This window comes from Streptomyces albospinus (assembly GCF_014648695.1).
GTDB classification, from domain to species: Bacteria; Actinomycetota; Actinomycetes; order Streptomycetales; family Streptomycetaceae; genus Streptomyces; species Streptomyces albospinus.
The window spans coordinates 52,882-79,532 of record NZ_BMRP01000013.1 but is presented as its reverse complement, the minus strand read 5'-3'; the positions used below and the strand labels follow the sequence as shown (position 1 = coordinate 79,532).

The 26,651-nt window shown below is 73.3% G+C and carries 23 protein-coding genes; 13 read left to right on the top strand and 10 right to left on the bottom strand.

What is annotated here, in order from left to right; all coding sequences use genetic code 11:
* The first annotated feature begins 332 nt into the window (after nt 1–332).
* The 5 genes from IEZ17_RS19335 to IEZ17_RS19315 all read left to right on the top strand — a co-directional run bounded on the left by IEZ17_RS19335 (nt 333) and on the right by IEZ17_RS19315 (nt 6,130).
* Nucleotides 333–1,628 (top strand): VWA domain-containing protein, encoded by a 1,296-nt coding sequence (locus IEZ17_RS19335; RefSeq protein WP_189301772.1) that lies wholly within the window; start codon nt 333–335, stop codon nt 1,626–1,628.
* Nucleotides 1,628–2,467, top strand: coding sequence for a hypothetical protein (locus tag IEZ17_RS19330; RefSeq protein WP_189301770.1), 840 nt, complete (start codon nt 1,628–1,630; stop codon nt 2,465–2,467). Before IEZ17_RS19335 ends, IEZ17_RS19330 begins: the two co-directional genes overlap by 1 nt.
* Nucleotides 2,468–2,658: 191 nt before the next feature.
* Complete coding sequence (locus IEZ17_RS19325) at nt 2,659–3,099, top strand: hypothetical protein (protein ID WP_189301768.1); 441 nt, start codon at nt 2,659–2,661, stop codon at nt 3,097–3,099.
* Nucleotides 3,100–3,226: 127 nt separating this feature from the next.
* Complete coding sequence (locus tag IEZ17_RS19320) at nt 3,227–4,393, top strand: PP2C family protein-serine/threonine phosphatase (protein WP_189301766.1); 1,167 nt, start codon at nt 3,227–3,229, stop codon at nt 4,391–4,393.
* Between the two features lie 111 nt (nt 4,394–4,504).
* On the top strand, nt 4,505–6,130 hold the full coding sequence (locus IEZ17_RS19315; protein WP_189301763.1) for a hypothetical protein: 1,626 nt from the start codon (nt 4,505–4,507) through the stop codon (nt 6,128–6,130).
* 105 nt (nt 6,131–6,235) lie between these two features.
* Here the strand turns inward: IEZ17_RS19315 and IEZ17_RS19310 are convergent, their stop codons facing one another.
* The 3 genes from IEZ17_RS19310 to IEZ17_RS19300 all read right to left on the bottom strand — a co-directional run bounded on the left by IEZ17_RS19310 (nt 6,236) and on the right by IEZ17_RS19300 (nt 10,036).
* Nucleotides 6,236–7,447, bottom strand: a complete 1,212-nt coding sequence (locus IEZ17_RS19310; RefSeq protein WP_189301761.1) for a PP2C family protein-serine/threonine phosphatase — start codon at nt 7,445–7,447, stop codon at nt 6,236–6,238.
* Nucleotides 7,440–8,273 carry an undecaprenyl-diphosphate phosphatase gene (locus IEZ17_RS19305; RefSeq protein ID WP_189301760.1) on the bottom strand — a complete coding sequence of 278 codons (834 nt, stop codon included), beginning with the start codon at nt 8,271–8,273 and terminating at the stop codon, nt 7,440–7,442. The genes IEZ17_RS19310 and IEZ17_RS19305 overlap by 8 nt, the downstream gene beginning before the upstream one ends.
* 146 nt (nt 8,274–8,419) lie before the next feature.
* Nucleotides 8,420–10,036, bottom strand: a complete 1,617-nt coding sequence (locus IEZ17_RS19300; RefSeq protein ID WP_229852392.1) for a hypothetical protein — start codon at nt 10,034–10,036, stop codon at nt 8,420–8,422.
* Nucleotides 10,037–10,324: 288 nt separating this feature from the next.
* Here IEZ17_RS19300 and IEZ17_RS19295 point away from each other — a divergent pair, with 288 nt between their 5' ends.
* Nucleotides 10,325–10,618: an ArsR/SmtB family transcription factor gene (locus IEZ17_RS19295; RefSeq protein WP_229852415.1), complete on the top strand. Its 294-nt coding sequence runs from the start codon at nt 10,325–10,327 to the stop codon at nt 10,616–10,618.
* Nucleotides 10,602–13,292 carry a magnesium-translocating P-type ATPase gene (mgtA, locus tag IEZ17_RS19290; protein WP_189301756.1) on the top strand — a complete coding sequence of 897 codons (2,691 nt, stop codon included), beginning with the start codon at nt 10,602–10,604 and terminating at the stop codon, nt 13,290–13,292. The genes IEZ17_RS19295 and mgtA overlap by 17 nt, the downstream gene beginning before the upstream one ends.
* 88 nt (nt 13,293–13,380) lie before the next feature.
* Here mgtA and IEZ17_RS19285 read toward each other — a convergent pair whose 3' ends face one another.
* Nucleotides 13,381–14,757: a hypothetical protein gene (locus IEZ17_RS19285; protein ID WP_189301754.1), complete on the bottom strand. Its 1,377-nt coding sequence runs from the start codon at nt 14,755–14,757 to the stop codon at nt 13,381–13,383.
* A gap of 108 nt (nt 14,758–14,865) precedes the next feature.
* Nucleotides 14,866–16,386 carry an LCP family protein gene (locus IEZ17_RS19280; RefSeq protein WP_373299872.1) on the bottom strand — a complete coding sequence of 507 codons (1,521 nt, stop codon included), beginning with the start codon at nt 16,384–16,386 and terminating at the stop codon, nt 14,866–14,868.
* 142 nt (nt 16,387–16,528) lie between these two features.
* On the opposite strand from IEZ17_RS19280, the gene tatA reads away from it, so the two are divergent.
* Nucleotides 16,529–16,870: a Sec-independent protein translocase subunit TatA gene (gene tatA / locus IEZ17_RS19275; RefSeq protein WP_189301752.1), complete on the top strand. Its 342-nt coding sequence runs from the start codon at nt 16,529–16,531 to the stop codon at nt 16,868–16,870.
* A 36-nt stretch (nt 16,871–16,906) separates the two neighbouring features.
* Here tatA and IEZ17_RS19270 read toward each other — a convergent pair whose 3' ends face one another.
* The gene (locus IEZ17_RS19270; protein WP_189301750.1) at nt 16,907–17,137 is read right to left on the bottom strand and encodes a hypothetical protein; all 231 of its coding nucleotides are present in this window, start codon (nt 17,135–17,137) and stop codon (nt 16,907–16,909) included.
* A gap of 159 nt (nt 17,138–17,296) precedes the next feature.
* Here IEZ17_RS19270 and IEZ17_RS19265 point away from each other — a divergent pair, with 159 nt between their 5' ends.
* Nucleotides 17,297–18,103: a hypothetical protein gene (locus tag IEZ17_RS19265; protein ID WP_189301748.1), complete on the top strand. Its 807-nt coding sequence runs from the start codon at nt 17,297–17,299 to the stop codon at nt 18,101–18,103.
* A 112-nt stretch (nt 18,104–18,215) separates the two neighbouring features.
* Here IEZ17_RS19265 and IEZ17_RS19260 read toward each other — a convergent pair whose 3' ends face one another.
* Nucleotides 18,216–18,797 carry a TerD family protein gene (locus IEZ17_RS19260; RefSeq protein ID WP_189301747.1) on the bottom strand — a complete coding sequence of 194 codons (582 nt, stop codon included), beginning with the start codon at nt 18,795–18,797 and terminating at the stop codon, nt 18,216–18,218.
* 103 nt (nt 18,798–18,900) lie between these two features.
* Complete coding sequence (locus tag IEZ17_RS19255; RefSeq protein ID WP_189301745.1) at nt 18,901–19,167, bottom strand: GlsB/YeaQ/YmgE family stress response membrane protein; 267 nt, start codon at nt 19,165–19,167, stop codon at nt 18,901–18,903.
* Nucleotides 19,168–19,311: 144 nt separating this feature from the next.
* Between IEZ17_RS19255 and IEZ17_RS19250 the strand changes: the two genes are divergently transcribed.
* Entirely contained in the window at nt 19,312–20,361 is a 1,050-nt protein-coding gene (locus tag IEZ17_RS19250) for a zinc-dependent alcohol dehydrogenase family protein (RefSeq protein ID WP_373299871.1), read from the top strand.
* 61 nt (nt 20,362–20,422) lie between these two features.
* Here the strand turns inward: IEZ17_RS19250 and IEZ17_RS19245 are convergent, their stop codons facing one another.
* Together IEZ17_RS19245 and IEZ17_RS19240 are read right to left on the bottom strand one after the other, a co-directional pair.
* Nucleotides 20,423–20,779, bottom strand: coding sequence for an MmcQ/YjbR family DNA-binding protein (locus IEZ17_RS19245; protein ID WP_189301743.1), 357 nt, complete (start codon nt 20,777–20,779; stop codon nt 20,423–20,425).
* Nucleotides 20,780–20,878: 99 nt separating this feature from the next.
* Nucleotides 20,879–22,339, bottom strand: coding sequence for an SDR family NAD(P)-dependent oxidoreductase (locus IEZ17_RS19240; RefSeq protein WP_189301742.1), 1,461 nt, complete (start codon nt 22,337–22,339; stop codon nt 20,879–20,881).
* Nucleotides 22,340–23,030: 691 nt separating this feature from the next.
* Here IEZ17_RS19240 and IEZ17_RS19235 point away from each other — a divergent pair.
* From IEZ17_RS19235 to IEZ17_RS19225, 3 genes are read left to right on the top strand one after another with little or no spacing between them, the layout of a single operon-like run.
* Nucleotides 23,031–23,453, top strand: coding sequence for a CU044_2847 family protein (locus tag IEZ17_RS19235; protein WP_189301740.1), 423 nt, complete (start codon nt 23,031–23,033; stop codon nt 23,451–23,453).
* A complete protein-coding gene (locus tag IEZ17_RS19230) occupies nt 23,429–25,684 on the top strand; it encodes a VMAP-C domain-containing protein (RefSeq protein ID WP_229852391.1) in 2,256 nt (751 codons plus the stop codon). Before IEZ17_RS19235 ends, IEZ17_RS19230 begins: the two co-directional genes overlap by 25 nt.
* Nucleotides 25,681–26,649, top strand: coding sequence for an AAA family ATPase (locus IEZ17_RS19225; protein WP_189301738.1), 969 nt, complete (start codon nt 25,681–25,683; stop codon nt 26,647–26,649). Before IEZ17_RS19230 ends, IEZ17_RS19225 begins: the two co-directional genes overlap by 4 nt.
* Nucleotides 26,650–26,651 lie beyond the last annotated feature (2 nt).

Below are 26,651 nucleotides of genomic sequence, written 5' to 3'. Positions count from 1 at the left end.
TGATTGCCCTGGTTTCCGTAGCCGCCGTGACCTCCGGGGGGCGTGCTCATGGGTCTCCTCGTCGAGTGGCGCATCCGGGGTGACAGCAGTGCGGCGCTGGGGGGGCGGAGCGCGGCACGTGCCGGGTGGGCGAGCAGCGTCGGACGGGCACCCGGCGGCCGTTCGCGGCCCCATCATGCCGCACCCCCGCGGGCGCCGGACATGGTGGTCGCGCGAGCAGCGGCGGTTCGCCGACGGGGCCGGGGAGTTGTGTACGCCCGTTCCTCCACTGGGATCGCGGCCTCCGTCAAGCTCGTTTTGGAGTCGGGACGATTTCTCCATACGATCCGGCGATGATCTCCAGAACGATCACCAAACGGATCACCGGGCGAAGGCTCGCGGCCGGGGTGTGCGGGCTGCTGGCCGCGCTGTCGGTCGGGCTGTCGCCCACGCCGGCCGCCGCCGGCGAACCCGCGGCGCAGTCCGCCCCCAAGGTCGAGCTGACGCTCGACGTCAGCGGCTCGATGCGGACCCGGGACATCGACGGGCAGAGCCGGATGTCCGCGGCGAAGCAGGCGTTCAACGATGTGCTGGACGCCGTCCCCGAGGGCGTCCAGCTCGGCATACGCACCCTCGGCGCCAACTACCCGGGCGAGGACCGGCAGGTCGGCTGCAAGGACACCCGCCAGCTCTACCCGGTCGGCCCGATCAACCGGACCGAGGCCAAGACCGCGGTCGCCACGCTCGTCCCCACCGGCTGGACCCCGATCGGCCCCGCCCTCCAGGCCGCGGCCAAGGACCTCCAGGGCGGTGACGGGCAGCGCAGGATCGTCCTCATCACCGACGGCGAGGACACCTGCGCCCCGTTGGACCCGTGCCAGGTGGCGCGCGACATCGCCGCCCAGGGCATCCATCTCACCGTCGACACGCTCGGGCTGCTGCCGGACGCCAAGACCCGCAGCCAGCTGAGCTGTATCGCCGAAGCCACCGGCGGCACCTACACCTCGGTGCAGCACCGCGGCCAACTCCGCGACCGGGTGCACCAGTTGGTCAACCGTACGGCGCATCCCGTGCGGACACCGGTCGCCACCCAGGGCGCCCAGCAGTGCGCCGGCGCCCCGCAGCTCAAGCCCGGTCTCTACGGCGACCGCGAGAAGTTCGCCGAGCACCGCTGGTACCGGGTCGACGTCAAGCCCGGTCAGGAGCTGCGCGCGTCGGTGAGCGTCGCGGCGGACCGTGCCGTCAACAACGATTACGGGGTGCTGCTGCGGGCCTCGACGGTGCACGGACGGGAGATCGTCCGCGGCTCCGAGTCCGGCGACGGACGTACCGACGCCATCTCGACCGGGCTGCGCTACGCCAAGCCCCCGGCCGGCTCTTCGGACGCCGCCAAGGACGCGGCGGAGACCGTCTGCCTCCAGGTCAGCAACTCCTTCTCGGCGCCCGCCTCGGTCAAGACCGACCCGGGCATGCCGGTCGAGCTGGCCGTGGATCTGGTGGACGGGCCGCACAACGCCTCCGACCCGGCCTCCTTCGGCCTCGGCCGGGGCTGGTGGCTGCTGGGCGCGCTGGTCCTCGCCGGACTGGTGGGCGGCCTGCTGTGGGGCTGGATCTCCCGTTGGCGCGTCACCGTCTGGAGGACCAACTGATGCGAAGCGTACGCCGATTGACGACGACGATCGCCGCCGCGCTGGTGGCGTGTGCCGGGCTCGCCGGTGCGGCGGGAACGGCCGCCGCCGCCAGCCCGAGCCCGAGTGCCAGTGCCGGCGCGGGGGCGGACACCGCCCCCACCGAGGCCGGTACCTCCTTCCGTACCGCGACCCCGATCAGGATGGACCAGCGGGCCACCGCCGGCGCCTCCACCGGCGACTACCTTTACTGGGTGCTGCCGGTCGACGCCGGAGCGCGCGCCACGGTCAAGGCGAAGGTGACGCTGCCGCCGCCGTCCGCCCGGCACGGCGCGACGACCTGGCAGCTGGACGTGTACGACGGGCTGCGCCGCCGGCAGGCGTGCCGGTACGGGGCGCAGACCAAGTCGGCGGCCAAGGACGCCGCGTCGGTCGAGCTGTCCTGCTCGCTGCGTACCGTGCGCGGCTGGGCGGAGCAGTGGGCGAACGATCCGCTGCCGGGGAGCTACTACATCCGGCTGACGGTCGTCGATCTGTCTCAGGAGGACCTGGGGCAGCCGGTGCATGCCGAGGTCGAGGCGTCCGCCTCCGACGCGGGCGGCGCCCAGGCGGTGGACGGCAAACTGTCCGCTCCTCTGGTGCCGGGCGCCACCTCGGCGACCCCGAAGCCGAGCGGGAGCGCGGCGGCGCAGCAGCCCGCGGCGAGCGACGCGCCGGACGGCGGCTGGTCGTCGGGCTGGTGGTCGGACCGCTGGATCTGGACCGCCGTGGGCGGTGTCCTCGCGGCCCTGGCGGGCATCGGCGGCTACCGGCTGACCCGGGGCTCCGGCCGGCCGGCGTATCTGCCGCCGGGGGCCTGACCCGGTCCGCGGATCCGACGGGGCGGGGCGGTCGCGGCACGCGCCGGGGCCGCCCCGGTCAGGAGACCGGCTCAGATCGCAACCGGGCAGCGGCATGTGACATCAAGACAAGCGAGAGGCAGACGAGACAGGCACTGCACGACGTACGCCTACGTATCCGACGCACACGACCCCAGCAGAGGACATCGCCCGTGAAGCCAGCCCTTGTGAACCGCCGGGCCGCCGGTACCGCCGTCGCCACCCTGATGCTCGCCGCGGGTACCGTCGGCGCCCTGGCGTCCCCGGCCGCCGCCAAGGCCAATTCCATGACCGTGGGCAAGGTCGCCCTGGACACCCGGCACGCGGTGATCACCGCCGCCCTCGCCTATTCCTGCGACCCCGGCTCCGACGTGCATGTGGCGACCACCGCGACGCGCCTGCACCCGGCCAAGGGCCACCGCCCGGCCGTGGCCACCGCGACCCTGACCAACAAGAAGCTGGTCTGCGACGCGCGGCAGCACCGGGTGCGGCTGACCCTGCACCCGAAGCCCGGCTCCGCGTTCCACAAGGGAAACAAGGTCCAGGTCGTGGCGAGCATCGTCACCCCGCACGGCGCCCACTACGCCGACGCGAAGAAGATCGTCACCCTCTGACCCGGGAAGCCGTCGCGCTCCGGCCCGGGAGCGCGACGCGGCACCCCGGGGCCCGTGCGGCCGGCCCCTGCGGGCCGTCGGACGGGCCCTGCGGGCGCCGGGGCCGCCCTGGGTGTAGAGAGGAAGTATGCGCGTCCGGAAGGGTCTCCCCCGATCCGGCAGGTCCTGGCTGCTGAGCCACGGGTTGGTCGCCATCCCGCTCGCGCTGATCGCCGTGGTCACCGTGCTGGACATCAGCGCCCCGACCTCCATCCATCTGGGCCCGTTCCTGGTGGCGGCGCCCGCGATCACCGCGTCCTTCGCGGGTCCCGGCCTGACCGGCGCCATCGGAGCCCTGGCGGTGGCCGCCCAGATCCTCATCGGCCAGTTCCACGGCGGGCTGATGACCGCGAACCACCAGGCGCAGATCGCCGCCCTCCTCGTCATCTCGGTGCTGGTGACGCTCTTCCGCTATGCGCGCGACCGGCATGAGCGGCAGCTCACCCAGGTACGGTCGGTGGCCGCGGCGGCGCAGCAGGTGCTGCTGTGGCCGCTGCCCCGCCGGATCGGCCGGCTGCGGATCGAGTCCGCGTACATCTCGGCGGAGGCGGAGGCCGAGATCGGGGGTGATCTGTACGGGGCGGTGCCGGTGCCGGGCGGGGCCCGGCTGGTCATCGGGGACGTGCGCGGCAAGGGCCTGGCGGCCATCGGCGAGGCCGCCGCGCTGGTCGGCGCCTTCCGGGGGTCGGCCTACCGCCACCTCTCCCTCGCGGGCATGGCGGCGCACCTGGGCAACTCGGTGTTCTGGAACCTGGCGCACGCCCCCGAGGAGGACCCGGAGTCGTTTGTGACCGCTCTGGTGCTGGACGTTCCCGACACCGGCCCGTTCCTCCGCATGGTGAACTGCGGACACCCCCCGCCCCTGATGCTGCGCGGCGACAAGGTCCTTCCGCTGGAGGTCGCCGAGCCGGCGATCCCACTGGGCCTGAAAACCCTCTCGGAGAGCGACTACGAGGTCGAGACCTTCACCTTCGAACCGGACGATGTGCTGCTGCTCTACACGGACGGGGTGATGGAGACCCGCAACCGCGACGGCGTGTTCTACCCGCTGGCCGACCGGCTGGCCTCCTGGAACGACCGCGACCCGGCCTCCCTCGTACGGCGTCTGCACGACGATCTGCTCCAGTACGCGGACGGGAACCTGGGCGATGACGCGGCGATGATCGCCATCACCCGGCCCGCGGACGCGGAGCAGCCGGACGCGAGGGCCTGGGCCGACCGGCCGTCATCACCGCTGCGGCACCGGGCGCCGTAGCGGCACGTCGGTACCGGAGGATGGGGTGCCGGCCACGGCGCGATGCGCAACGGCCCGACGCACGACGCACCGACCACCCATCACCAACCACCGCGAGGAGACCGCAGCCCCATGCCGCAGCCACGACCCCTCACCGTTCGCCGGGTGTTCGGGGACCAGCCGTACACCGAGGTCGGCCACCCGGGCACGGCCGTCCGCGACGAGCGCCTCGGGCTGCTCGCGGTCGCCGGGGGTCTGCGGCACCCGCAGTGGCCCGGCCGGGACGCGGCGAAGGGCTGGACCAGGACGCGGATCGGGGTCTACGACGCGGACGCTCCGCGCTGCCGGCAGCTGCTGCGCGCCCGGTGGTCGGTCAGCGCACTGCGCTTCCACCCCACCCTGCCGCTGCTCGCGATCGGTACCGGCGCCTGGAGCCACGAGGGGGAGCTCCTGTTGCTGAACCTCGCCTCCGGGCGCGTCCTTTCGCTGCTCGCCGAGCCGCGCAACGTGTGCGGGCTGCGCTGGTCCGACGCCCGGACCCTGGAGGTCTTCCTGACGCCGGACGACGACGTCCTGGAGGCGGGGGGCGACTCCGCCCTCCGCGCCGTCGTCGAGCACGACGACTGGTCCGCGGCGGGGAACCCGACGTCGGCCCCCTCACCCGGTGAACTACATCCCTACGACAGCGAGTTGGAGCTCGTCGCACTGCCTCCCGACGATCGCGTGCCACCGCTGCTCGCGCAGATCGACGGCGCCGCCCCCGGGCCCCGCCGCGGGCCCGTCTGGGCGGTGGAGTCCCTGCCCGGCGGCCGGATACTCGCCGCCCTGGAAGGGACCCGGCTGGAGTGCTGGGGCCCGGACGGCACACGGGAGTGGTCCGCCCCCGACCCGGACCCGCAGGGCGGCGGCCGGGAGATCCTGCTCGCGCCGGACCGCCGGTCGGCCTGGGTCAACACCAGCGCACGGACCCGGTGGGACGGCCACGGCTGGCACGAACGCCCGTACCCCATCGACCGGTTGTCCGTCGACGACGGCACCGTGCGCACCACCGTCGACCCCGGTTTCGCGGTCGCCTGCACCCGGCGCGCGGACGGCTGGCTGGCGCTCCGCGACTGCCGGCACAGCGTCGCGCGCCCGGTGACCGTGCTGGTCTCGCCCGGTCACCGCGAGGCGGTCCGCCTGGAGTTGGGCGGCTACGACCTGTTCAACCACCACTTCCCCGTCCGGCACAGCCCCGAACTCCTCTTCCTGCAAGGCGAGTCGACGCAGCCCGCGGCCGGCAAGCAGATCGTCCGGGTCGATCCGCCCGATGGCACCACCGGCACCCCGCGCATCCACCGGCTCTTCCCTCTCGAATGGGACGCCGACCGCGACGCCCACCTGTTCGGCGGCCCTGCGGTCCACCTCGCCGACGGCCGCGGCCCGGCCCTGGTGCATGCGGGCACCGTCCACCACCCGCACGGCCTGCGCCCCGGCGGGGCGTTCGTCGTCCGGCGCCGGATGCCCGACGGGGCGCCGGACTGGGTGTTCACCACGGACACCCAGACCACCGGCCTGGACACCGACGGCGAGACGGTCTACGTGGCCGGCAACTCCGGTGAGGTGGTGGCCCTGTGCGCCGCCGACGGGACCGTCCGCGACCGGCGCACGCTCCGCATCGACGGTTTCCCCGCCGACCCGCTGTCCCTCACCGCCGCCGGGCCGGACCGGGTGCTGATCGGCACCGTCGACGGCCGCATCGCCGACTGCACCTTCTGACGGAGCGTGGGCCGCCTTCCGGAAGGGCGCACTGGCACCTCCGCCAACTCGCACATCGACCGGTGGAATTGCCCCGTCCCGGACGGCCCCGAGTGCGCATCGCCGTCAGCAGTGTGACGCCGCGTCAGGCGATCTGACGGAGCCGGGGCCCGGGTGGCGGCGGATGCGGGCGGCGAGGACCGCGACATCGTCCTCGGCGTGCCGCCCGTCGAGGCGGAGCAGGACCTCGTCGAGTACGTCCTCCACCCCGGCACCGGCGGGCAGGCGCATCCCGGCGAGCCGGGCCAGGGAGGCGTCGATGTCCTCGCCGCGCCGTTCGACGAGGCCGTCGGTGAACATCACCAGGGTGTCGGCGGGGGTGAGGGCGCGGGTGACGAGGTCGCAGCCGCCGGCGCCGGTGCCCAGCGGCGGGCCGACGGGGACGTGGAGCAGTTCGGCGGTGCCGGCGCCGGTGAACACGACCGGCGGGAGATGGCCCGCGGCGGCGAACGCGGCGATACCGCGCGCCGGATCCACCCGGGCCACCAGGCAGGTCGCCGGGCGTCGGCCGTCGTCGTCGGCCACCGCGAGGTCGAGTTGGCGCAGGACCCGGTGCGGCGGCAGATCGGCCGAAGCGACGTAGCGGAGGGCGGAGCGGTAGGCGTTCATGTCGACGGCCGCGTCGAGCCCGTGCCCCATGACGTCGCCGACGGCGAGCAGGGTGCGCCCGAAGTGGAGCCGTACGGACTCGAACCAGTCGCCGCCGACCAGGGCGCTGGTGCCGGACGGCAGATAGCGGGTGGCGAGCTCCAGGTTGGGGTGCGGGCGGCCGGGCTCGGCGAGCAGCGCGCGTTGCAGGTCCATCGCGGTGCGCTGGGTGGCGGCATGGCGGCGGGCATGGGCGAGATGGACGGCTGCCAGGCGGGCCGCGTGGCGGAGGGTGGCGCCCTCGTCCTCGGTGAAGCCGCCGTCGGCGCGGGCGGCGAGCAGCACGCCGTAGAGGTGGCCGTGGGCGAGGAGCGGCACCGAGAGCGGCACCGGTGCGGTGGCGAACCCGGGCTCCAGCAGCGGGGCGGATCCGGCGGTGGCCACCCGGTGCAGCGCTGCCGGGGAGGGCGGCCCGCCGAGGGTCTCCGGTGCGTCGGTGGCCGCGTCCTCGGGGAGGAGGTCCACCGCGGCGGCATCGCACAGCCGCCGGCAGACGAACCGGGCGAGTTCGGCGCAGGTGGTCTGCTCGTCCAGGGTGGTGCCGATCCGCTCGGCGGCCTCCTCGACCGCGTGCAGCCGCGCCCGCAGCCGCGCGCCGGGCTCCGTCCGCCGGCGGTGGTCGTCAGCCAACAACGCCCGCGCCCAGCAGGCCGAGCAGCAGCGCACCGACCAGGATCCGGTAGATCACAAAGGAGTTGAAGGAGTGCCGGGCCACGAAGCGCAGCAGCCAGGAGATCGAGGCGTAGGCGACGGCGAACGAGACGACGGTGCCGACGGCCAGCGGGAGGATCGCGGCGCCGCTGCCGATGGCGTCCTTCAGTTCGTAGATGCCGGCTCCGGTGAGGGCCGGGATGCCGAGGAAGAAGGAGAGGCGGGTGGCCGCTACGCGGTCCAGGTCCAGGATCAGGGCGGTGGACATGGTGGCGCCGGAGCGGGAGAAACCGGGGAAGAGCAGCGCGAGGATCTGGGAGCAGCCGACCCACATGGCGTCGTTGAGGGTGGTGTCGTCCTCGCCGCGCCGGTGGCGGCCCATCTGGTCGGCCGCCCACATCACGCCGCTGCCGACGATCAGCGCCCCGGCCACGACCCACAGGGAGGCGAGGGTGCTGTCGATGAGCGGCTTGGCGGCGAGGCCGACGACCACGATCGGGAGGGTCGCGTAGATGACCCACCAGGCGAATCTGTAGTCGTGGTGGTGGCGCTCCGCGCGGTTGCCCAGTCCGCGGAACCAGGCGCCGACGATCCGCACGATGTCCCGGAAGAAATAGACCAGTGCGGCGGCGATGGCGCCGACCTGGATCACCGCGGAGAATCCCACCACGGCTCTGTCGTCGACGGATATCCCCATCAGTCCTTCGGCGATTTTGAGATGGCCGGTGGAGGAGACCGGGAGGAATTCCGTCACGCCCTCGATGATTCCGAGGGCGACGGCCTGGCCGATGCTGATCGTGCTCATGGTCCACTTCCGGAACGGTGCAATGAAGGGGGGTGCGGTGACGCACCCCCGATCAAACACGGTGCGGAAGTTTCCGGTCCGAACGTCCGAACGGAAATCCGGTGAATTCTGCGCTCGCCGGAGTTTCCCCGGCGTATCCGCGGGATTTACCGGGCGGCCCTTTTCGGAGCCTTCGGGACGGGCGCGAGATAGGCACGGTATCCGCGGAAGCGGGTGGCGCCGGACAGCGGAGCCGGGTGCCAGGCGCGGGCGAAGGCGGGGGGCGCGGTGCGCGGCGGGACGAGCAGGGCCACCGGTCGGCGGGCGGCCTCGGCAAGGAGCCCCTCGGGGGTGATGCTGGCGTCGGGCCCGCCGATCTGCCGGGAGAAGCAGCCCGTGTAGTACGCGATCTGGACGGCGTTCTCGCCGGAGAGGGTGCAGGGCGGGCGCACCCCGAGGCCGTGCAGCGCGGTGGCGACGGCCCGGAAATCCTGGCGCATATGGCGGTTGCGGGCGGTGTTGCCGGTCAACACGGCGCCCTGGATTGCCAGATGCCCTAGGAGGGCGACGGCGACGAGGAGCGTGGCGAGCGGGCGGAGCCGGCCCCCGCGGGCGATCAGCCGGCACAGGCAGTCGGCCACGGGGAGGGCGAGCAGGGCATAGCTGGGCAGCAGGAAGCGGGGGGCGGCGTAGTCGATGAGGAAGAGGTACGGCACGGCCATCACCACCGCGACCGCGCCGGGCAGCAGAGCGGTGGCCGGGCGCTTGGCCCGGACGGCGGCCAGGGCGCCGCCGAGGAACAGGACGGGCAGGGTGAACCACCATGCCGCGGTGACCGGGTGGGTCCAGGGCACGTCGCAGGGGCGGCACAGCCCCACTCCGTCCAGACTGCGGATCTGGTCCTCAACGGCGAGGTTCCAGCCGATGCCGCCCTGGATCTCGGCGGCGCGGTGCAGCCGGGCGAACAGGCCGCCGTAGCGGGTGTACGCCTCGACGATCCAGTCCGCACCGCCCAGCAGCAGCCCGGCCACCAGCAACAGGACGAGCGCGGGGCGCCGCCACCGGGGCACCACCAGCGCCGCGGCGGCCAGCGCGAGCACCAGCCAGACGGCGTCCGGCGGGCGCATCAGCGCCACCACCGCCACGGCGAGCGGCAGCATGACCCGCGCCCGGCGGTCCGTGCGGTCCCTTACGGCGCGCAGGAAGCAGCCGACGGCGGCCAGCGTCGCGTACGCGCTCCAGGGGTTGGGCATGGCCTGGGGCGCGTAGTAGAGGGTGATCCAGAGCGTGGCGAAGAGGGCGCCCCCGAGGGCCAGGACGCGGGTGGGCAGCAGCCTGCGCCAGATCCACAGCGCGCCCAGGAGGCCGGCGCCGGAGAGCAGCGCGAGGACGATCCGCAGGACGGTGGGTGAGGAGGTCAGCTCGGTCACCGGCGCGATCAGGTAGGTGATGCCGCGGGCCCGTGGTGCGCTGAAGAAGGCGGGCGGTGCGTGCCGGCTGACCTGGCTCGCGTAGACCGTCTCGTCCCAGCCGAGCCCGGACCCGGGCGCCACCAGGGCCACCTGGAGGATGACGAACAGCGCGCAGACCGCGGCGAGCCAGGGCAGCGGGCTCGGGGCGGAGACGTCGGCGGGCAGCGGGCGGAGCCCGTAGACCTGGACCGGGGCCCGCCGCAGCGCCCGGCCGTCCCTGATGGCCCGGCTCCATTCCGTGGCCCGGCCCCCATAGGTGGCCCGGCCCCCGGCAAGGGGCCGGGGCGCTTCCATGGTCCCGTTCTCTTCCATCGTGAGACCTCGCGAGATCGAGTGGCTGATGCGGCCGTGATGCACCCGTGGTGAAGCATTCGCCATCATGGGGGCAGCCGGCGCTCCCGGCACTCCGCACTCGCCTGTTCGGCACTGGAAGCTTCGGCCTGTCAGGGCATACGGCCCGCCGCCTACACTGGGCGTTCCGGGGACGATGGGGATGCCCCGGAAGGACGGAGAGCGGCAGTGGTGACCAGCTTCGACGGCAAGGCCGCCAAGGCCGCCAAGCCCGATCCGTCCGCCGAGGTGCTGGCGGAGGCGGCGGCGATGTTCGGTCTGCTGGCCTCTCCCCCGCGCCTGCACATCGTCTGGGCACTGGCACAGGGCGAGAGTGACGTCAGCGGGCTCGCGCAGCGGGTCGGCGGCGCACTGCCGGCGGTGAGCCAGCATCTGTCGAAGCTGAAGCTGGCCGGCCTGGTGCGCTCCCGCCGCGAGGGCCGGCGGGTGGTCTACCTCGTCGACGACCCCGATGTGGTGGCGGTGATGCGGACGCTGGTCGTCCAGCTGGCCGCCCGTTCCGACGTCGAGGCGCCGGTCCGCCTGCGTGAGCTCGGTGCCTGAGATCACCACGGCACCCGGGACCGGCCCGACGCCCCCGGACACAGCAGGCACCCGCACGGGCGGGGAGCTGCGCCGTGCCCCGGCGGGGGCGGAGCCGGCGGCGCTGACCCCGTTGCAGCTGATGCGGCGGCTGGACACCGGGCCACGCGGGCTGACGGACGCGCAGGCCGAGGAGCGGCTGGCCCGGCTCGGCGAGAACACCGTGCCGACCTGGAAGCCGGTGTCCTGGCCGCGGCGCTTTCTGGGCAGTCTGCGGGATCCGTTCACCACGGTGCTGCTGTGCCTGGGGCTGGTGTCGGCGGCCGTCGCCTCCTGGGGCACCGCCTGCGTGATCCTGACGCTGGTGGCGGTCAGCTGCGCGCTGCGGTCCGGCGGCGAGCACCATGCCAGCCGGTCGATGGCGGCGCTGCGGGAGCTGGTCGCCACCACGGCGACGGTGCAGCGCCGGGCGGACGACGGCGCTCCGCCGCAGGTGCGCGAGATCCCCGTCGACCAGCTGGTCGTGGGCGATGTGGTGCGGCTGGGCCCGGGAGACCTCGTACCGGCGGATGTGCGGCTGCTGCGGGCCAGCGGGCTGACCGTGCACCAGGCCGCGCTGACCGGTGAGTCCGCGCCGGTGCCCAAGCGGGCGGTGGACGCGCCGCTCGACGGGGACGGCGGGGCGGCCGAACCGCCGCACATGTGCTTCCAGGGCAGCTGCGTGGCGTCCGGGAGCGGGACGGCGCTGGTGGTGGCCACGGGTGCGGACACCCGGTTCGCCGCGGCGTACGGCGGGCGGGCCCGGCGGCGCGGGGAGACCGCGTTCGACCGCTCGGTGCACGGCATCGCCTGGACCCTGATCCGCTTCATGCTGCTGACGCCGCCGCTGGTGCTGATGGCGAACGCCGCGCTGCGCGGACGCGGCCTGGAGACGCTGCCGTTCGCGGTGGCCGTCGCGGTCGGTCTGACGCCGGAGATGCTGCCGGTGATCGTCACCACCGCGCTGGCCCGGGGTGCCGCCGCGCTGGCCCGGACGAGCGGGGTGATCGTCAAACGGCTGCCCGCGCTGCACGACCTCGGGGCGATCGACGTGCTGTGCCTGGACAAGACGGGCACCCTGACCCAGGACCGGCCGGTCGTCGTACGGGCCGTCGACGCGCGCGGCGTCAGCGATCCCGAGGTGCTGCGCTGGGCGGCGGTGAACAGCTTCTGGACGATCGAGCTGGCCGAACTGCCGGTGCCGGACGCGCTGGACGAGGCGGTCCTGGAGGCGTCGGACGAGAACGGGGCGGATCCGCTGGAGTACGACGGGATCGCGGCGCTGCCGTTCGATCCGGTCGGGCGGCTGGCCGCGGCCGTGGTCCGCAGCCCCGGGCAGCACGGCAGCCACACCCTCGTCGTCAAGGGCGCCGTCGAGGACGTCGTCGCCCGCTGCGGGCGGCTGAACCTCGACGGGCAGGACGCCGAGCTGGACGAGGCGGCCCGCGAGCGGCTGCTGCGGTTCGCCGCGGCGGAGGCGGACAGCGGTCTGCGGCTGCTGGCCGTGGCGCGCTGCGAGCGCCGCCCCCGGCTCGGCGCGTACACCGACGCGGATGTGCGGGGGCTGACCTTCCTCGGCTTCGTCGAGCTGAGCGATGCGCTCGCCCCGTCCGCGGCCGATGCGCTGAAGGTGCTCGCCGGGCGCGGGGTGGCGGTGAAGGTGCTCACCGGTGACCACCCGGGCACCGCGGCGCGGGCCTGCCGGGATCTGGGGCTGGAGCCGGGCGAGGTGCTCACCGCGGACCGGCTCGCCGGGGTCGGCGGGCCGGCGCTGGCCGCGGCGGTCGAGCGGGCGACGGTCGTGGCGCGGTGCACGGCCCAGGACAAGGCCCGGATCGTCACGGCGCTGCGGGAGGGCGGGCACACCACCGGGTTCCTCGGGGACGGGGTCAACGACCTGCCCGCGCTGCACGCCGCGGATGTCGGGATCTGCCCGCGCGGGGCGGTGCCGGTCGCGCGCGAGGGAGCGGACGTGGTGCTCGCCGAGAAGGATCTGACCGCCATCGAGCGGGCGATCACCACCGGCCGGCACGCCAGCAGCAATATCGCCGCCTATCTGCGGATCACGCTGTCGTCCAACCTCGGCAATGTCATCGCGATGCTGGCGGCGGGTCTGCTGCTGCCCTTTCTGCCGATGCTCCCGGCCCAGGTCCTGGTTCAGAACCTCTGCTTCGACGCGGCGCAGCTCTCGCTCGCCTTCGACCGGCCGAGCCCCGACTCGGCGCGCAAGCCCGCCGTGCTGCGCCCGCGGGTCTTCCTCCGCTTCATCACCGCCTTCGGCCTGATCAACGCCGCCGCCGACCTGGCGACCTTCGCGGTGCTGGCGTTCTCGGCCCGCGCGACGTCGGGGACCGACACCCCGACGATGTTCCACGCCGGGTGGTTCACCGAGAACCTGCTGACCCAGGCGATGGTGATGCTGCTGCTGCGGACGGGCCGCCGGGCCGCCGAGGCCCGGGCCGCGGGACCGGTCCACCTCGCCGTCACGGCCCTCGCGGTCGTCGGCCTGCTGCTGCCGGTGTCCCCGCTCGCCACACTGCTGGCCATGTCGGCCCCGCCTCCGCTGTACTACCTGCTGCTCTCGGTCGTCCTCGCCCTGTACGGAGCGGCGCTGACGATCGCGCGGATGCGGTACGCGCGCCGGGCGAACGGCTGACGGACCGGGAGAACGGGTGAGGGCCCGCCCGGATTCCGGGCAGGCCCTCAGTGCGTCGGCGATTCAGCCGTGCTTCACCGCTGTCGGCTCACCAGTCGTCGCCGCCACCGTCGAAGCCACCTCCGTCGAAGCCGCCGCCGTCGCCCCAACCGCCGCTGAAGTCGGCCGGGTTGAAGTTGGCACCGGAGTCGGTCCCGCCCTCCGTGCCGCCGAAGAACGACGGGGAGTCGGCGTAGGCGGACGGGGCGCTGATGAGGGAGCCGAGCAGGGTTCCGGCGACCAGGGCGGGGAGCACGCCGGAGCCGTAGTAGCCGCCGGCCCAGGGCGAGTAGGCGGGTCCGGCGTTCCAGTACGGCTGCTGCCCGTCGGCGGTCTGCACCGTACGGGACATCGGCTCCTGCCCGTCGGCCAGCCGCGTGGCGTCGGCCGCGCAGGCCGGGACCGGGCGCGGCGCACCGCCGGGCGGGGCCCACTGCACGTCGACGGTCGAGGGACCGTGCCGCGGGTCGAAGAAGCAGGGCTTGCGGTGCTCCGGCAGCGGCGCGCCGGTGCGCCGTGCGGCGAGCGTGGCCAGCGCGAACCGGCCGCGCTCCAGGGCGTCGGTCACCGCCCGTACGTCCGCCGGGACGCGGGCCTCGTCCATCTTGGTCTTGGCGAGGTCGTAGGCGTCCAGGGCCGTGGTGTAGTCGGCGCGCATGTCGTCGGTGGCGCCGGGCTCGGAGGGGTTGAAGTCGAGGTGCTCCAGGGCCTCGCCGAAGGCGGTGATGTCCTCGTCGACCACCACGCGCAGCTGTGCCAGCTCGGCGCGCTCGCGCTCCTCGCGCCGCTTCTTGCTCCGGCGGTACAGGGCGTAGCCGCCGCCTGCGCCGCCCACGACGAGCACGCCGGCGGTGATCAGCCCGGCGGTGGAGCCGCCGGAACCGCCGCTCGCGTCGTCGCCCCATGAGGAGGGTGCGGTCCCGCGGGCCTGGGCGATGGCCTGGTTGGCGAAGTCGGTGACGATGCCCTTGACGTCGTCGCGGCTGTGGGAATCTCTGACGGCATTCCTGAGGTTCTTCACGCCGGGCAGCACCTGGCGGTCGGCCCCGGCGTTGAAGCCGGCGGCGCCGAGGTCGACGGCATAGACGCCGGTCACGCCGACCTTGGTCCGCAGGTCCTGCATCAGCCTGGCCTTGGGAAATTCGGCGGTCTCGGGCAACACGGCGACGAAGACCGGCTTGTCGGCGTCGCGTATTTTCTTCGCCAGGGCGTCGCGGTCCGCGTCCGGCAGCTTGTCCTTCACCCGCGGGTCGACATATACCGGGCTCTTTCTGAGTGCCTCGGCCACGGTGTCCAGGCCACTGCCCGCGGCGTAGGCCGGCCGCGGCAGCACCGCCACCGTGGCGAGCAGCACGAGGGCCGCCAGCAGGACGCCGGACAGGACTCCGGTCAGAGGGCCGGGCGAGTGCCGGCGGAGGGCTGACATAGGGCTGATCTCCTCAAGATGCTCGGGATATGTACCGGATGCGCAGGGGATACGTATGGGCGAAACAGGGTGAAAGGGACTCCCGCGACTGTCCATTATGGGCGGTCGCTAACCGTAGGAGAGATCGGAGCAGGGATTGTCGTCGGCGGACCGGGCCTTGCCGCCCACCTGCGACGAGCCCCCACCGGGCGGGGACGCAGCGGGAGCCGGTTGGGTTGCGTAGGACCGGCCGAGGGTGACGCTGATGCCCGGGGTGGCGGCCTGCTGGAGCACCGCGCCCGGGAAGAGCTGGGCGACGGCTCCGGCGTGGTCCTGGCGGCCGGGGCCGTAGCTGATCACCGTGGTGGTGTGCTGCTGGCCGGCGGCGGTGGCGGTGCCGGAGACGGTGAAGCCCGCGGCGTTCAGCGCGTCGGCGGCGCGGGCGGCCAGCCCGGGGACGGTGGTGCCGTTGTAGACGGCGACGCGGATACCGGCCCCGGACACCGCGGCGCCCGGCCCCGGGGAGGCGTCCGCGCCGGACTTGCCGTCATCGCCCTTGTGCGCGGACGTGCCGCTGGCGTCCTGGCCGTCCACGGTGCGGTCGGCGCGCAGGGCCTCCCACAGGTTGTCGGCGTCCGGGTGCACGATCGCGACCCGGGCGCCCTGGTAGCGCCAGGGCAGGGTCACGAACTTGGTGTTGTGCAGGTCGATGTTCTTCATCGACATCGCGAAGGCCAGGAGCTTGTCCGCCGAGCCCAGCCCCGGGTCGACGGTCATCGAATCGGTGGCCGCGTTCGCCAGCGGCAGCAGCGCGGAGGGGTTCATGCCCTGCGACTTGACCTTCTTGATCAGGCTGGAGACGAACGCCTGCTGCCGTTTGATCCGGCCGATGTCCGAGCCGTCCCCGATGCCGTGCCGCAGGCGTACGTAGTCCAGCGCCTTCTGGCCGGAGACGGTCTGCGGGCCCTTGGTGAAGATGAGCCGCCCGGGCGATCCCCGGTTGGGGTTGAGGTCGCCCTCGTAGACGTCCTTGGGCAGGCACACGGGGACGCCGCCGACCGCGGTGGTCATCTTCGAGAAGCCCGCGAAGTCGACGACCACGGTGTGGTCGACGCGCAGCCCGGTCAGCCTCTCCACGGTGTTCTGGGTGCAGGCCGGATTGCCCTTGGCGGTCTGGCCCACGGTGAACGCGGAGTTGAACATCGCGCCGGACTGCGGTGCGGTCCAGCTCCCGTCGGGCAGTCGGCACGGCGGGATCTCGACGAGGGTGTCGCGGGGGAGCGACACGGCGCCGGCATGCCGGCCGTCGCCGTAGACATGCAGCAGAAAGGCGGTGTCCGAGCGCCCCACGTCGCCCGTCCCGCCACCCAGCCTGCTGTTGCTGCCGGCGCGCGAGTCGGAGCCGATGACCAGGACGTTGCTGCCGCCGGCGCCGGCGGCGGGCCGGTCCTGGCTGAGGCCGTCCGCGCCGAAGGTGGTGATGTTCCCGTTGAGCTGGAGGTAGAGCCAGCCGGAACCCGCGACCAGAAGCACCAGGACGGAGAGGGTGAGTGCCGCCGCTGTGCTGACCCTGCTGGGCCGACGCCGCCGTCCCCCGACAAGACCGTCCTCGCTTCCGCGTACGGCTTGTGCCTTGTGGCTGCGTGTCACGTGTGCACCCTCGTCCATGCGATTTCGTGCAGGCATAGGGATCACTCCTGCACAGGGTTATACAGTTGCGCAATGTAGCAAGTGAAATCCGGGGCCGTTCCCTGTCGGCCGCGACTGTGACAACGAGAGAAAGGTGGGCGCGATGCTGCGCAATGGACTGGAACCCTGGCATCTGCTGGTCGTGGCGCTCGTGGTGATTCTCCTCTTCGGCTCCAAGAAGCTGCCCGACACCGCACGCGCACTGGGGAAGTCGCTGCGGATCCTCAAGAGCGAGGCGAAGGCGATGAAGGAGGACGACGGGACACCGCCGACCACCACCTACGAGGCGGGTCCCCAGGAGCGGACCGAGCCGCCGCGCACCATCCACGCGACCCCCGGCGCGCCCGGCACCGTCAGCTCCGCGACCGCCCCCGGCACCTCCGGCGCCGAGCGTCCCGCCGCCGCCCGTACGGACCAGGAGGCCGGCCCCCACCACGCTTCCTGAGGCAGGGGCGCGGAAGTCCTCACCGCGGGCGGATCGTCAGGGGCTGACCCCGTCGAACCCGTACCGCAGCGGCTCGCTCTTCACCTTCAGGTCACGGCGGTAGATGTGCAGTGCCGCGATCTGCATGCCGTCCGGTGCGTTCTCCGCCTGGCACGGGTGGTTGACCTGTAGCACGCTCGGCCGGCCGCTCAGTCGCAGCCGGACCCCGTCCGCGGGCCCACCGGAGAGTACGGCCGTTTCCCACCCTGCTGCGTCCATTTCATCCATGAGCAACACTTTAGAGATTGCGCAATCAGGGAACCATCAAGAAGCGCACCACGTTGGTCCGCACCGTGACCGGAATGCATCGCCGTCCGGTCGGCCTCGGCAGAGCACCGGGCCGAACAGTCGAGCAACTTGGCTCCCTCAACCCACCGGGGAATACACGTGCACGAGAACGACCGCTTACAGGCACAGGACGCACCCGAATTCGAGCGCACCCTGGACCGGGCCCTGAACTCCGCGGAGATCAGGGAGGCGTTGCAGCGGACGGCCAGGACGCTCAACTCCGAGCAGCTGCGCAGCGAGGCGCTCGCCGCCCGCGCCGCCATCACCGCGGTGGCAACTGCCGAGTACCGCGAGTTCGTCCAGCTGCGGGCCTCCACGGCCCCCGCTCGCCCCGTGGAGCCCAAGACCGGCACCGGCACACAGACCCGGAGCGGTGGACTGCTGCCCGCACTCGGGGTGCTGGTGCCCGGTCTGGCCGCCACCGCGGCGGCCGTCTTCCTGCTGTTCGGCTTCGGTCTGCGGGCCGTCGCCGCGCCGTCCCCGCTCGCCGACGAGCTGATCGCGGCCGGGTGGACGTCCGCTGGCGTGGCGGGTGTGGCGACGCTGACCGGGCTGATCTGGATGCTGGTGACGGCGGCGCGCAACCGCGCGGCGGCCGATGCCCGGACGCCGGAGGACGCCGATCCGGAGACCGCGCGGGCACATGCGGCCTGGCAACTGGCCTTGCTGGAGCGGGGAATCATGCCGTTCCTGCTCGGCCGGCTGGACACCCCCGGAAGCGACGGCGGCCAGAACCGCGCCGGACGCCCGGCCCTCCCCCGCCCCGCCGCGGCCGGCGTCTCCGGCAGTACGGGCGAGGGGCGCCCCGTCCCGTCCGACGGCCCCGGCTTCAGCTCACCGGACTTCGCCGGACCCGACTTCGGCAGCCCGGATTTCTCCGGGCCGAAGGCGCCCGGGACGCCGTAGCGAGCGCCGTCGAGGACCGCACCTCGACGGCGCCCCGCCGCCGCCGCGGTCACCGGCCGCAGCCACCCGGGCCCCGGCCCGCGTCGTCACCTACGCACGGCAGCCCGCACCGTCACAGGTGCGCGGCGATGGTGGGCATCAAATCCTGGAACGTCCGGCCGTGCGCGGGCGTGCCCAGCGCCGCCATCTGCCAACCCCCGTCCGCCCGGAAGACCTTGGCCATGATCTGGGCGGTGTGCGCACCCCCTCCGGAGAGGGTGTACCGCGCCAATTCCTGGCCATTGGTCTCATCGACCAGGCGGCAGAACGCGTTCTCCACTTCCTGGAAGGTCTGCCCCGTAAAGGAGTTGACGGTGAACACGATCTGATCGACATGCGCCGGCACCCGCTGGAGATCGACCAGAACCGATTCGTCGTCACCCCCCTGGCCGCTGCCTCCGACCAGATTGTCGCCGGTGTGCCGCACCGAGCCGTCGTCGCTGACCAGGTGCTGGAAGAAGACCACATCCATGGGCTGCTTGCCGGCGAAGAGCACCGCCGATGCGTCGAGGTCGATCTCCCGGGCCGTCAGGCGGGCGAGAAATCCCTTGCGGCGCGCGGCCTGCCAGCCCAGTCCCATCCGTACGACACTCAGCGCCCCGCCGTCGGACTTGCTGAGGCTGACCTTCTGGCCCTTGCTCATGTTCACGGTCATCTGATTCCCCAATTCCGGTCTGCTCGGGAAACGGACGCACCGGCACGGCAGTTCCCGCATCCGCAAAGAAACCTGCGGCTTTCCCGGCGCGGCCGACTCCGGCTCAGTCCCGTGAATTCCCGAACAGCAGCCGGTAGATGATCAGCAGCACGAGCGCACCCGCGACGGCGGCGATCCAGGTGGCGGCGTCGAAGAAATTGTGGGCGATCGGCCGGTGCAGGAACTTCGCCGAGAGCCAGCCGCCGACGAACGACCCGGCGATACCGATGAGCGTGGTGCCCAACAGTCCGCCCGGATCGCGCCCGGGGAGGAGGAACTTGGCTATCGCACCGGCCAGGAGTCCGAGCACGATCCAGCTGACGATGCCCACGTGGCATCCTTTCGTCGGTCGTTGGCTACGAGGCGAAAATCTACAGCACTGTAGAAATTGACTGCCCGCGATCAGGCCGGCGGGAACGGCCGCCGGTGCCGGCCAGCGCTTGCCCGGCGTCCGGGCGGGCGCGACGCTGGAGGGGTGGCAGCTGTGGCGCGACCGGAGACGCTGTCCGGCTGGGCGGTGGAGCGGCCCGGTCCGGCGGACTCCGGGCCGCTGACGGCGGTGCGCCGGCCCCTTCCGGAGCCGGGGCCCGGCGATCTCCTGGTGAGCATGGAGGCTTGCGGTGTCTGTCGTACGGATCTGCATCTCGCTGAGGGTGATCTGGCGCCGCACCGGCCGGCGACCGTACCGGGACACGAGATCGTGGGCCGGGTGGTTGCCGCGGGCGAGGCGGTGACGGCGTTCCGGACCGGTGACCGGGTGGGCGGCGCATGGCTGCGCGGCACCTGCGGGACGTGCCGCTACTGCCGTGCGGGGGCGGAGAACCTCTGCCCCGCATCGACGTATACGGGGTGGGACGCCGACGGCGGGTTCGCGGATGCGGCGCTGGTACCGGCCGCCTACGCGTATCCGCTGCCGGACGCCGAGAGCGCCGAGAAGCTGGCCCCCCTGCTGTGTGCGGGGATCATCGGCTACCGTGCGCTGCGGCGCAGTGCGCTGCCGCCGGGCGGCCGGCTGGGGATCTACGGGTTCGGGGGCTCGGCGCACCTGGCGGCGCAGGTCGCGCTGGCCGAGGGAGCGACCGTCCATGTGCTGACGCGGTCGGCGCGGGCGCGCGAGCTGGCGCGTGAACTGGGCGCGGCATCGGTCGGCGACGCGTACGACGCACCGCCCGAACCGCTGGACTCCGCGATCCTCTTCGCGCCGGTCGGGGATCTCGTACCGGTGGCGCTGGCGGCGCTCGACCGGTCGGGCACGCTGGCCGTCGCCGGGATCCACCTCACCGACATCCCTCCGCTCTCGTACCACCGCGAGCTGTTCTACGAGCGGAACCTGCGCAGTGTGACGGCGAACACCCGGCAGGACGGGCGGGAGTTCCTGGAGGCGGCGGCGCGGATCGGGATCCGGGTCACCACGCGACCGTATCCGCTGAGCCGCGCCCCGGACGCGCTGGCGGATCTGGCCGGTGACCGGATCCAGGGGGCTGCGGTTCTGCTGCCGGACGAGCGGTTCCGCCCGTCCGGATGAGCGGCGACGCGGCCCGTCCGAAACCCTCAAGTCCGGCCCCTCAAGTCCGGCCGGCGCGCGGTCAGTCGTGGGTCACGTATGCCTCGACCAGTGCGTCCGGGGCCGCCTGCTTCCAGGAGTCGACGAGGATGTCGCGGAGTTCGCCGATGTCCTCCAGGGCGGCCAGGCGCACCCGTACCCAGTTGGAGGCGGCCTCGTGGGGCGGTACCCAGAACTTCTCCGGCTCGGCGGCGATCAGTTCCTCGCGCTCGTGGCGGGGGCAGCGCACGGCGAAGGAGGTCTCGTCGTCGGGGACGGTGATGAACATCTTCCCGGCGACCCGGAAGGTGGGCATGCCCCACGCCTGCTTCTCCGCGGTCTGCGGGAGGCCGAGGGCGATACGGCGGATGTCGTCGGAGTCCGGCTCGGTCGTGGTCACGTCACCAGATTACGGCGCACCCGGGAGCCTTGATCGGCTGCGCCCGCGGCGCCCGGCAAGGGCGCCGTCCGCCACCACGGGGGGGACGGCGCCTGGTGCTCACCAGGCCGCGGGGGCGTAGTCCTTCAGGAAGCAGCCGTACAGGTCCTCGCCCAGCTCACCGCGGACGATCGGGTCGTAGACCCGGGCCGCGCCGTCGACCAGGTCGAGCGGGGCGTGGAAGCCCTCCTCGGCGAGGCGCATCTTCTCGGGGTGCGGGCGCTCGTCGGTGATCCAGCCGGTGTCGACGGCGGTCATCAGGATGCCGTCGGTCTCCAGCATCTCCTTGGCGCTGGTGCGGGTGAGCATGTTGAGCGCGGCCTTGGCCATGTTGGTGTGCGGATGCCCGGCGCCCTTGTAGCCGCGGCTGAACTGGCCTTCCATCGCAGAGACGTTGACCACGTACTTCCGCCGGGCCGGGGACGCGGCCATCGCCGGCCGCAACTTGCTGACCAGGAGGAACGGGGCGGTCATGTTGCACAGCTGGACTTCCAGCAGCTCGACCGGGTCGACCTCGTCGACCTTCTGGATCCAGCTGTTGCTCGCGTGCAGGTCGGGTACCAGGCCGCCGGCGTCGATCGCGGTACCCGCCTCGATCCGGGCGGGCGAGGCGGAGCCGCCGGTCAGGGCGAGCGCGGTGAGGTTCTCGGCGGTCAGCTCCGGCCGCCCGTCCGCCCCGGGGCCGGGGAGCGCGGGGGCACCGCTGCCGAAGTGGCCGAGGACGAGCGAGGCGGGCAGCTCGCCGGCGGGCAGCGGCGCGGTTTCCGCGGCGACCAGCTGGCCGTAGGCCTCGGGTGAGCGGCGGACGGTCTGGGCGGCGTTGTTGATCAGGATGTCGAGCGGGCCCTCGGCGCTCACCGCGTCGGCCAGGGATATCACCTGGGCCGGGTCGCGCAGGTCGATGCCGACGATCTTGAGCCGGTGCAGCCACTCCGCACTGTCCGGCATCGCCGTGAAGCGCCGGATCGCGTCGTTCGGGAAGCGGGTGGTGATGGTGGTGTGGGCGCCGTCCCGGAGGAGCCGGAGGGCGATGTACATGCCGATCTTGGCGCGCCCGCCGGTGAGCAGCGCGCGCCGCCCGGTGAGGTCCGTACGGGCGTCGCGGCGGGCGCGGTTCTCCTTGGCGCAGCTCCGGCAGAGCTGGTGGTAGAACGCGTCGACCTCGACGTAGCGGGCCTTGCAGACGTAGCAGCAGCGGGGGCGTTCCAGGACTCCGGCCAGTTCCGAGGTCACCGAGCTGCTGAGCGCCAGCCCCAGGGTCTCGTCGTCGATCCGGTCGGCGGCTCCGGTGGCGGTCGCCTCGGTCACCCGCTTGTCGTTGGCGGTCTTGGCCGCCCGGCGCTCCTGGCGCCGGCGCTGCTTCACCGTCCGGTAGATGCCCGCGGTGGCCCGCCGTACGGCGATCGCGTCGGGGTGGTCGATCGGGAGGGTGTCGAGTTCTTCGAGGACGCTCAGGCAGACCGCCATCCGCTCCGCGTCGATTCCCGCGCCATCGGCCCGGCTGTCTTCGGTCACCGTCATCGCCGCTGCCGCTTTCCTGGGATCGTTCGTCCTCGTCAGGCCGGCTGCGCCGGCCTTTCGGACCACCTGTTCGAGTCGAGCTTCGGCGGAACTTTACGTAGCGGCGGGCGGCTGCGCCAAACCGGAGGCGGTGGGCGCGCGACGGCCGGGGGCGGCGGGCGCGTACGACGGCCCCCTCCGGGCGTGCCGCGGGTGCCGGTGCCGCGTTCACCTCCCCTGTGCATCTGCCGCGGGAATCATTACGGACAGTGGCGAGTTGATGACACAAAGAAGCGATGTGCGGGCCCCGGGGCCGGGGCCGCGGCAGGGGGGATGGCGATGGCGGTGAACCGGAGGGTACGGGAATCCGGAGCGGTACGGGATTCGCGTACGGCACGGAGGTGGGGCTGGGCGATATCCGGTACGAGGCGCTGCGGCGGGGGTTCAGCCGGCGCGATGGCGGGGGTTCCCTCAGACCAATGGCGAGTGAGCAATGACGAGCGGCTGCGGGGGGGGCGAAGAACTGCCGGGCCCGCGCGATGTCTTGGGGCACGCCCGGTCGATCCGGCCGGCCACCCGGTGAGGCGCGGGTGTTCCACTCCACGGGGCGGCCATGCCGCGCCCCGCCCGCCGCCAGGCCGCCCCGCCGCCCGGCCGCCGGTGATCTTGCCGTTCCGCTGTCGTGATCGCCGGTGATCGGCACAATGGGGGCGTGCCGAATCACTCTGAACTCAGCCTCGCCGATGGAACAACCATCCGTTTGGAGCTCGCTCCGGCCGCGGGCGCGCCCCGGCCGCACCCGCAGCCGGACGCGGCCCAGGACCGGACGGTGGCTCCGGCCCTGGCCGCGGGCGCGGATCTGCCCGACGGGATGGGCCCGACGGTGCCGGTGGCCCGTGGCGGCGCGGCGGCAGCGGCGACGGCGGTCGCCGCGCTGCACACGACGCTGCGGCCCCTGGGCCCGCTGCTCCAGGAGATCCATGACGCGGTGACCGCTTCCGAACGGCCCCCGCACGAGATGTCGGTGCAGTTCGGGGTGCAGGTCGGCCAGGACCTCAAGCTCGGCATCGTGGGGGCCAACGGACAGGCGAGTCTGACGATCACCGCGACGTGGCGGCCTCAGCGGGCGGATTGATGGGCTGGTTCCGCGCCATATCGGGCGGCTGCGGGGCGGGCACCGGCGATCCGGCGGATCCCCGCTACCGGGTGGTGTCCGTACTGGACCGGGCGGACGGCAAGTCGGCGGGCGCCGGCGTCGTGCTGGCCCCGGACCATCTGCTGACCTGCGCCCATGTCGTCAACGACGCGCTGGGAAAGGGGATTTTCGACGCCGGCCGGCCGGAGGGCGCCGTGCTGCGGGTGCAGCTGCCGGGTCCGTCCGGGCCGCGGGTCGGCGAGGCGCGGGTGGTCCACTGGATACCGCCGCGCCGCCTCGACGGTGTGCACGGGCCGCCGGGGCAGGGTGAGTTGGAGTGGGCGGGTGATCTGGCGGTGCTCCGGGTCACCGGCCCGGCGGCGGAGTTATGGGGTCCGGCGGGCCCGGACGCGCCACCGGGCCGCAGCGGTGCGCCGGCGGGCCCCGGCGCGCCCGAGTTCCGTGCCATGCGCGCGGGGCAGTCCGTGCGTGCCTGGCACGGGAGCGCGCTGACCGGGACGTACGCCGATGTGCGGGTGCAGTCCTGTGACGGCCGGGTGGGCTATATGGACGGGGCGCTGTCCGGGATGGCGATCGGGCCGGGCTACAGCGGCGGTCCGCTGTGGTCGGACGCGGACGGGGCGGTCGTGGGGCTGGTGGCGGCCTGTGTGCTGCCGCCCGTCGATCCGGTGTCGGGCCGGCCGCTGCCCTACGAGGCGCGGCACATCACCCGCCGCAGCTGGGGCATTCCCTGGCAGCGGATCGAGCAGGAACTGCGGCGGGCCGGGGCCGGGGCGCTGCTGGAGGGGCCCGTACGGGACGACGACCCCGCCGAGGCGGTGCTCGCCGATCTGCTGGCGAACGCCTTCCCCACCCAGATGTTCCGGGCCGACTACGCCAAGGCGGTCGCCGAGCGCTGCGGTCTGGGGCATCCGGCGGACGGGTCCGCGCCGACGCCGGAGGAGTTCGCCCGGGTGCTGGTGACCGAGGAGCGGGCACTGGCGGCGCTCACCGAGGTGCTGCGGTCCAGGGATCCGGCGACGGTCGCGACGCTGCTGGCGACGGGGCGGATGTCCCCGGTGCCGCGGCTGCTGTCGCCACGGGAGCACGAGCGGCTGCTGGCCCTGCTGGACGCGGTGCCCGCGCCGGTCGCGGAGCAACTGCCGGAGGCCGTACGGGCGGCGCTGCCGCTGGTCGCGGAACTCCCCTGTGAGGCGGCCCGGTTCGGGGAGCTGCTGGAGCGGGTGGAGCAGCTGACCGGCGACAGCCGTTCCGGGCCGGACGAGCTGCGGGTTCCGGGGCTGCTGCGGGCGATGGAGTTCGCCGCGGTGCTGTGCCCGGCCCCGGAGCGCGCCCGGCTGCGGCTGTGGGCGGACGGGGTGGCGACCCGGCTCGGGATTCCGGCGTCCGCGCTGCGGGAGCGGCGGGCGGACGCGGACGAGTGGGCGCTCGGCCGGCGCCGGCGTACCGCGCCGCCGCGGCTGCTGGTGCATCTGGTGAGCGCGGGCGCGGATGCCTTCCGACTGCGGATGTGGAGCGACGACGGGACGGGGCCGCACCGGACGGCGACCGCGACGGACCGCCCGTACAGTGCGGCGCAGACCGCGGAGGCGGTGCTCCAGGTGCTGGAGCGGCTCTGCCGGTCGGCGCCGGAGGGCAGCCGTCCGGTCGTCGAGGTGCTGGTGGACCGGGACAGCCTGGAACTTCCGGTGGACGAATGGGAGTTCGCGGACCCGGACGGGCTGATTCCGGGGGTGCTGGGCGCCGAGTACGCACTGGTGGTGCACTGTCCGGAACTCCTGCGGCACAATGAGCGTTTCCTCTCCGACTGGCGCCACCGCTGGGAGCAACTGGACTGTGCCGACCCGCTCGCCATCTCCGGTCCGTCGACCGGAGTGCGCGAGGTGTACGGGAAGCTGCTGGACCGCCGCGACGCCGCCCGGGTGTCGGTGGAGGTCCCGGAGCGGGTGCGGACGGAGGTCGTCCAGGTGTGTCTGGCGATGGGCGTACCGGTGGTGTTGTGGGACCGCGGCGCGGACCGGGACGCTTCGCAGGCCGTCCGGCAGGTGGCGGACGCGCCGGCCCGAGCCTTGCCCGAGCAGATCCGTTCCTACCGCGCCAAGACCCTGCACCAGCCGGCGGACCATCCCGGCCGGCCGGTGCTCGCCTGGGCCGACCCCGACCGCGCAGTGCCCGAACTCCAGCTCGCCGAACCGACGGAGACCATATGAGCCCCGAACCCACCGCCGACTGGCGGCTGTTCCAGGGAGACGGCACACAGCGCCGGGTCACCCTGCCGCCGGCCCCGCCCTGGCGCCGGTTCGGCTCCCGGCGGTCGGGCGGCGTCCCAGGTGCCGGGCCCGGTCCGCTGCCGTATCTGATCGCGCCGGAGCACGCCGATGTGGTCAATGCCGCGCTCCATCTGCGCCGGCCGCTGCTGGTCACCGGGCCGGCCGGGACCGGCAAGTCCTCGCTGGCGCGGGCCGTCGCGCACGAGCTGGATCTCGGCGAGGTGCTGCGCTGGCCGGTGAACAGCCGGGCCAGCGTGCAGGATGCGCTGTACCGCTACGACGCCATCGGCCGGCTGCGGGAGACCACGCTCAGCCGCGACCGGGGCGAGGCCGAACCGTCCATCGGGAGCTTCGTCCGCCTGGGGGCGCTGGGCACGGCTCTCGTACCGGGTCCCCGTCCCCGGGTGCTGCTGGTCGACGAGTTGGACAAGGGCGATGTCGATCTGCCGAACGATCTGCTGACGGTGTTCGAGGAGGGCGTCTTCGAGATACCGGAGCTGGCCCGGCTGCCCGAGTCGCAGTCGGTGGTGGAGGTGCTGGCGGCGGACTCCAACGACCTGGTGACGGTGGAGCGGGGCAAGGTGATGTGCACCGAGTTCCCGGTCGTCGTGATCACCAGCAACGGCGAGCGGGACTTCCCACCGGCCTTTCTCCGCCGTTGCGTTCGGCTCGATCTGCCCACGCCTGACGAGGAGCGGCTGCGCGCCATCGTGGCGGCGCACCTGGGCGACGACGCGCTGATCGGTGTGGAGGACATCCTGCGGGCGTTCCTCCAGCGCCGCGGTCCGGGCGAACTGGCCACCGACCAGCTGCTGAACGCGGTGTTCCTGCGGGCCGGGGGCGTCGATCTGGATGCGGAGGGGCTGCTGGACGCGGTGCTCCACCAACTCGGCGGGACCGTCTGAGC

What these genes read in the sequence shown, in the direction of transcription:
- IEZ17_RS19225 (WP_189301738.1), top strand. Translation starts at nt 25,681, where the DNA reads ATGAGCCCCGAACCCACCGCCGACTGGCGGCTGTTCCAGGGAGACGGC.
- IEZ17_RS19295 (WP_229852415.1), top strand. Translation starts at nt 10,325, where the DNA reads ATGTTCGGTCTGCTGGCCTCTCCCCCGCGCCTGCACATCGTCTGGGCA.
- IEZ17_RS19285 (WP_189301754.1), bottom strand. Translation starts at nt 14,757, where the DNA reads ATGTCAGCCCTCCGCCGGCACTCGCCCGGCCCTCTGACCGGAGTCCTG.
- IEZ17_RS19305 (WP_189301760.1), bottom strand. Translation starts at nt 8,273, where the DNA reads ATGAGCACGATCAGCATCGGCCAGGCCGTCGCCCTCGGAATCATCGAG.
- IEZ17_RS19240 (WP_189301742.1), bottom strand. Translation starts at nt 22,339, where the DNA reads ATGACGGTGACCGAAGACAGCCGGGCCGATGGCGCGGGAATCGACGCG.
- IEZ17_RS19260 (WP_189301747.1), bottom strand. Translation starts at nt 18,797, where the DNA reads ATGACCGTGAACATGAGCAAGGGCCAGAAGGTCAGCCTCAGCAAGTCC.
- IEZ17_RS19300 (WP_229852392.1), bottom strand. Translation starts at nt 10,036, where the DNA reads ATGGAAGAGAACGGGACCATGGAAGCGCCCCGGCCCCTTGCCGGGGGC.
- IEZ17_RS19335 (WP_189301772.1), top strand. Translation starts at nt 333, where the DNA reads ATGATCTCCAGAACGATCACCAAACGGATCACCGGGCGAAGGCTCGCG.
- IEZ17_RS19320 (WP_189301766.1), top strand. Translation starts at nt 3,227, where the DNA reads ATGCGCGTCCGGAAGGGTCTCCCCCGATCCGGCAGGTCCTGGCTGCTG.
- tatA (WP_189301752.1), top strand. Translation starts at nt 16,529, where the DNA reads ATGCTGCGCAATGGACTGGAACCCTGGCATCTGCTGGTCGTGGCGCTC.
- IEZ17_RS19330 (WP_189301770.1), top strand. Translation starts at nt 1,628, where the DNA reads ATGCGAAGCGTACGCCGATTGACGACGACGATCGCCGCCGCGCTGGTG.
- IEZ17_RS19315 (WP_189301763.1), top strand. Translation starts at nt 4,505, where the DNA reads ATGCCGCAGCCACGACCCCTCACCGTTCGCCGGGTGTTCGGGGACCAG.
- IEZ17_RS19270 (WP_189301750.1), bottom strand. Translation starts at nt 17,137, where the DNA reads ATGGATGAAATGGACGCAGCAGGGTGGGAAACGGCCGTACTCTCCGGT.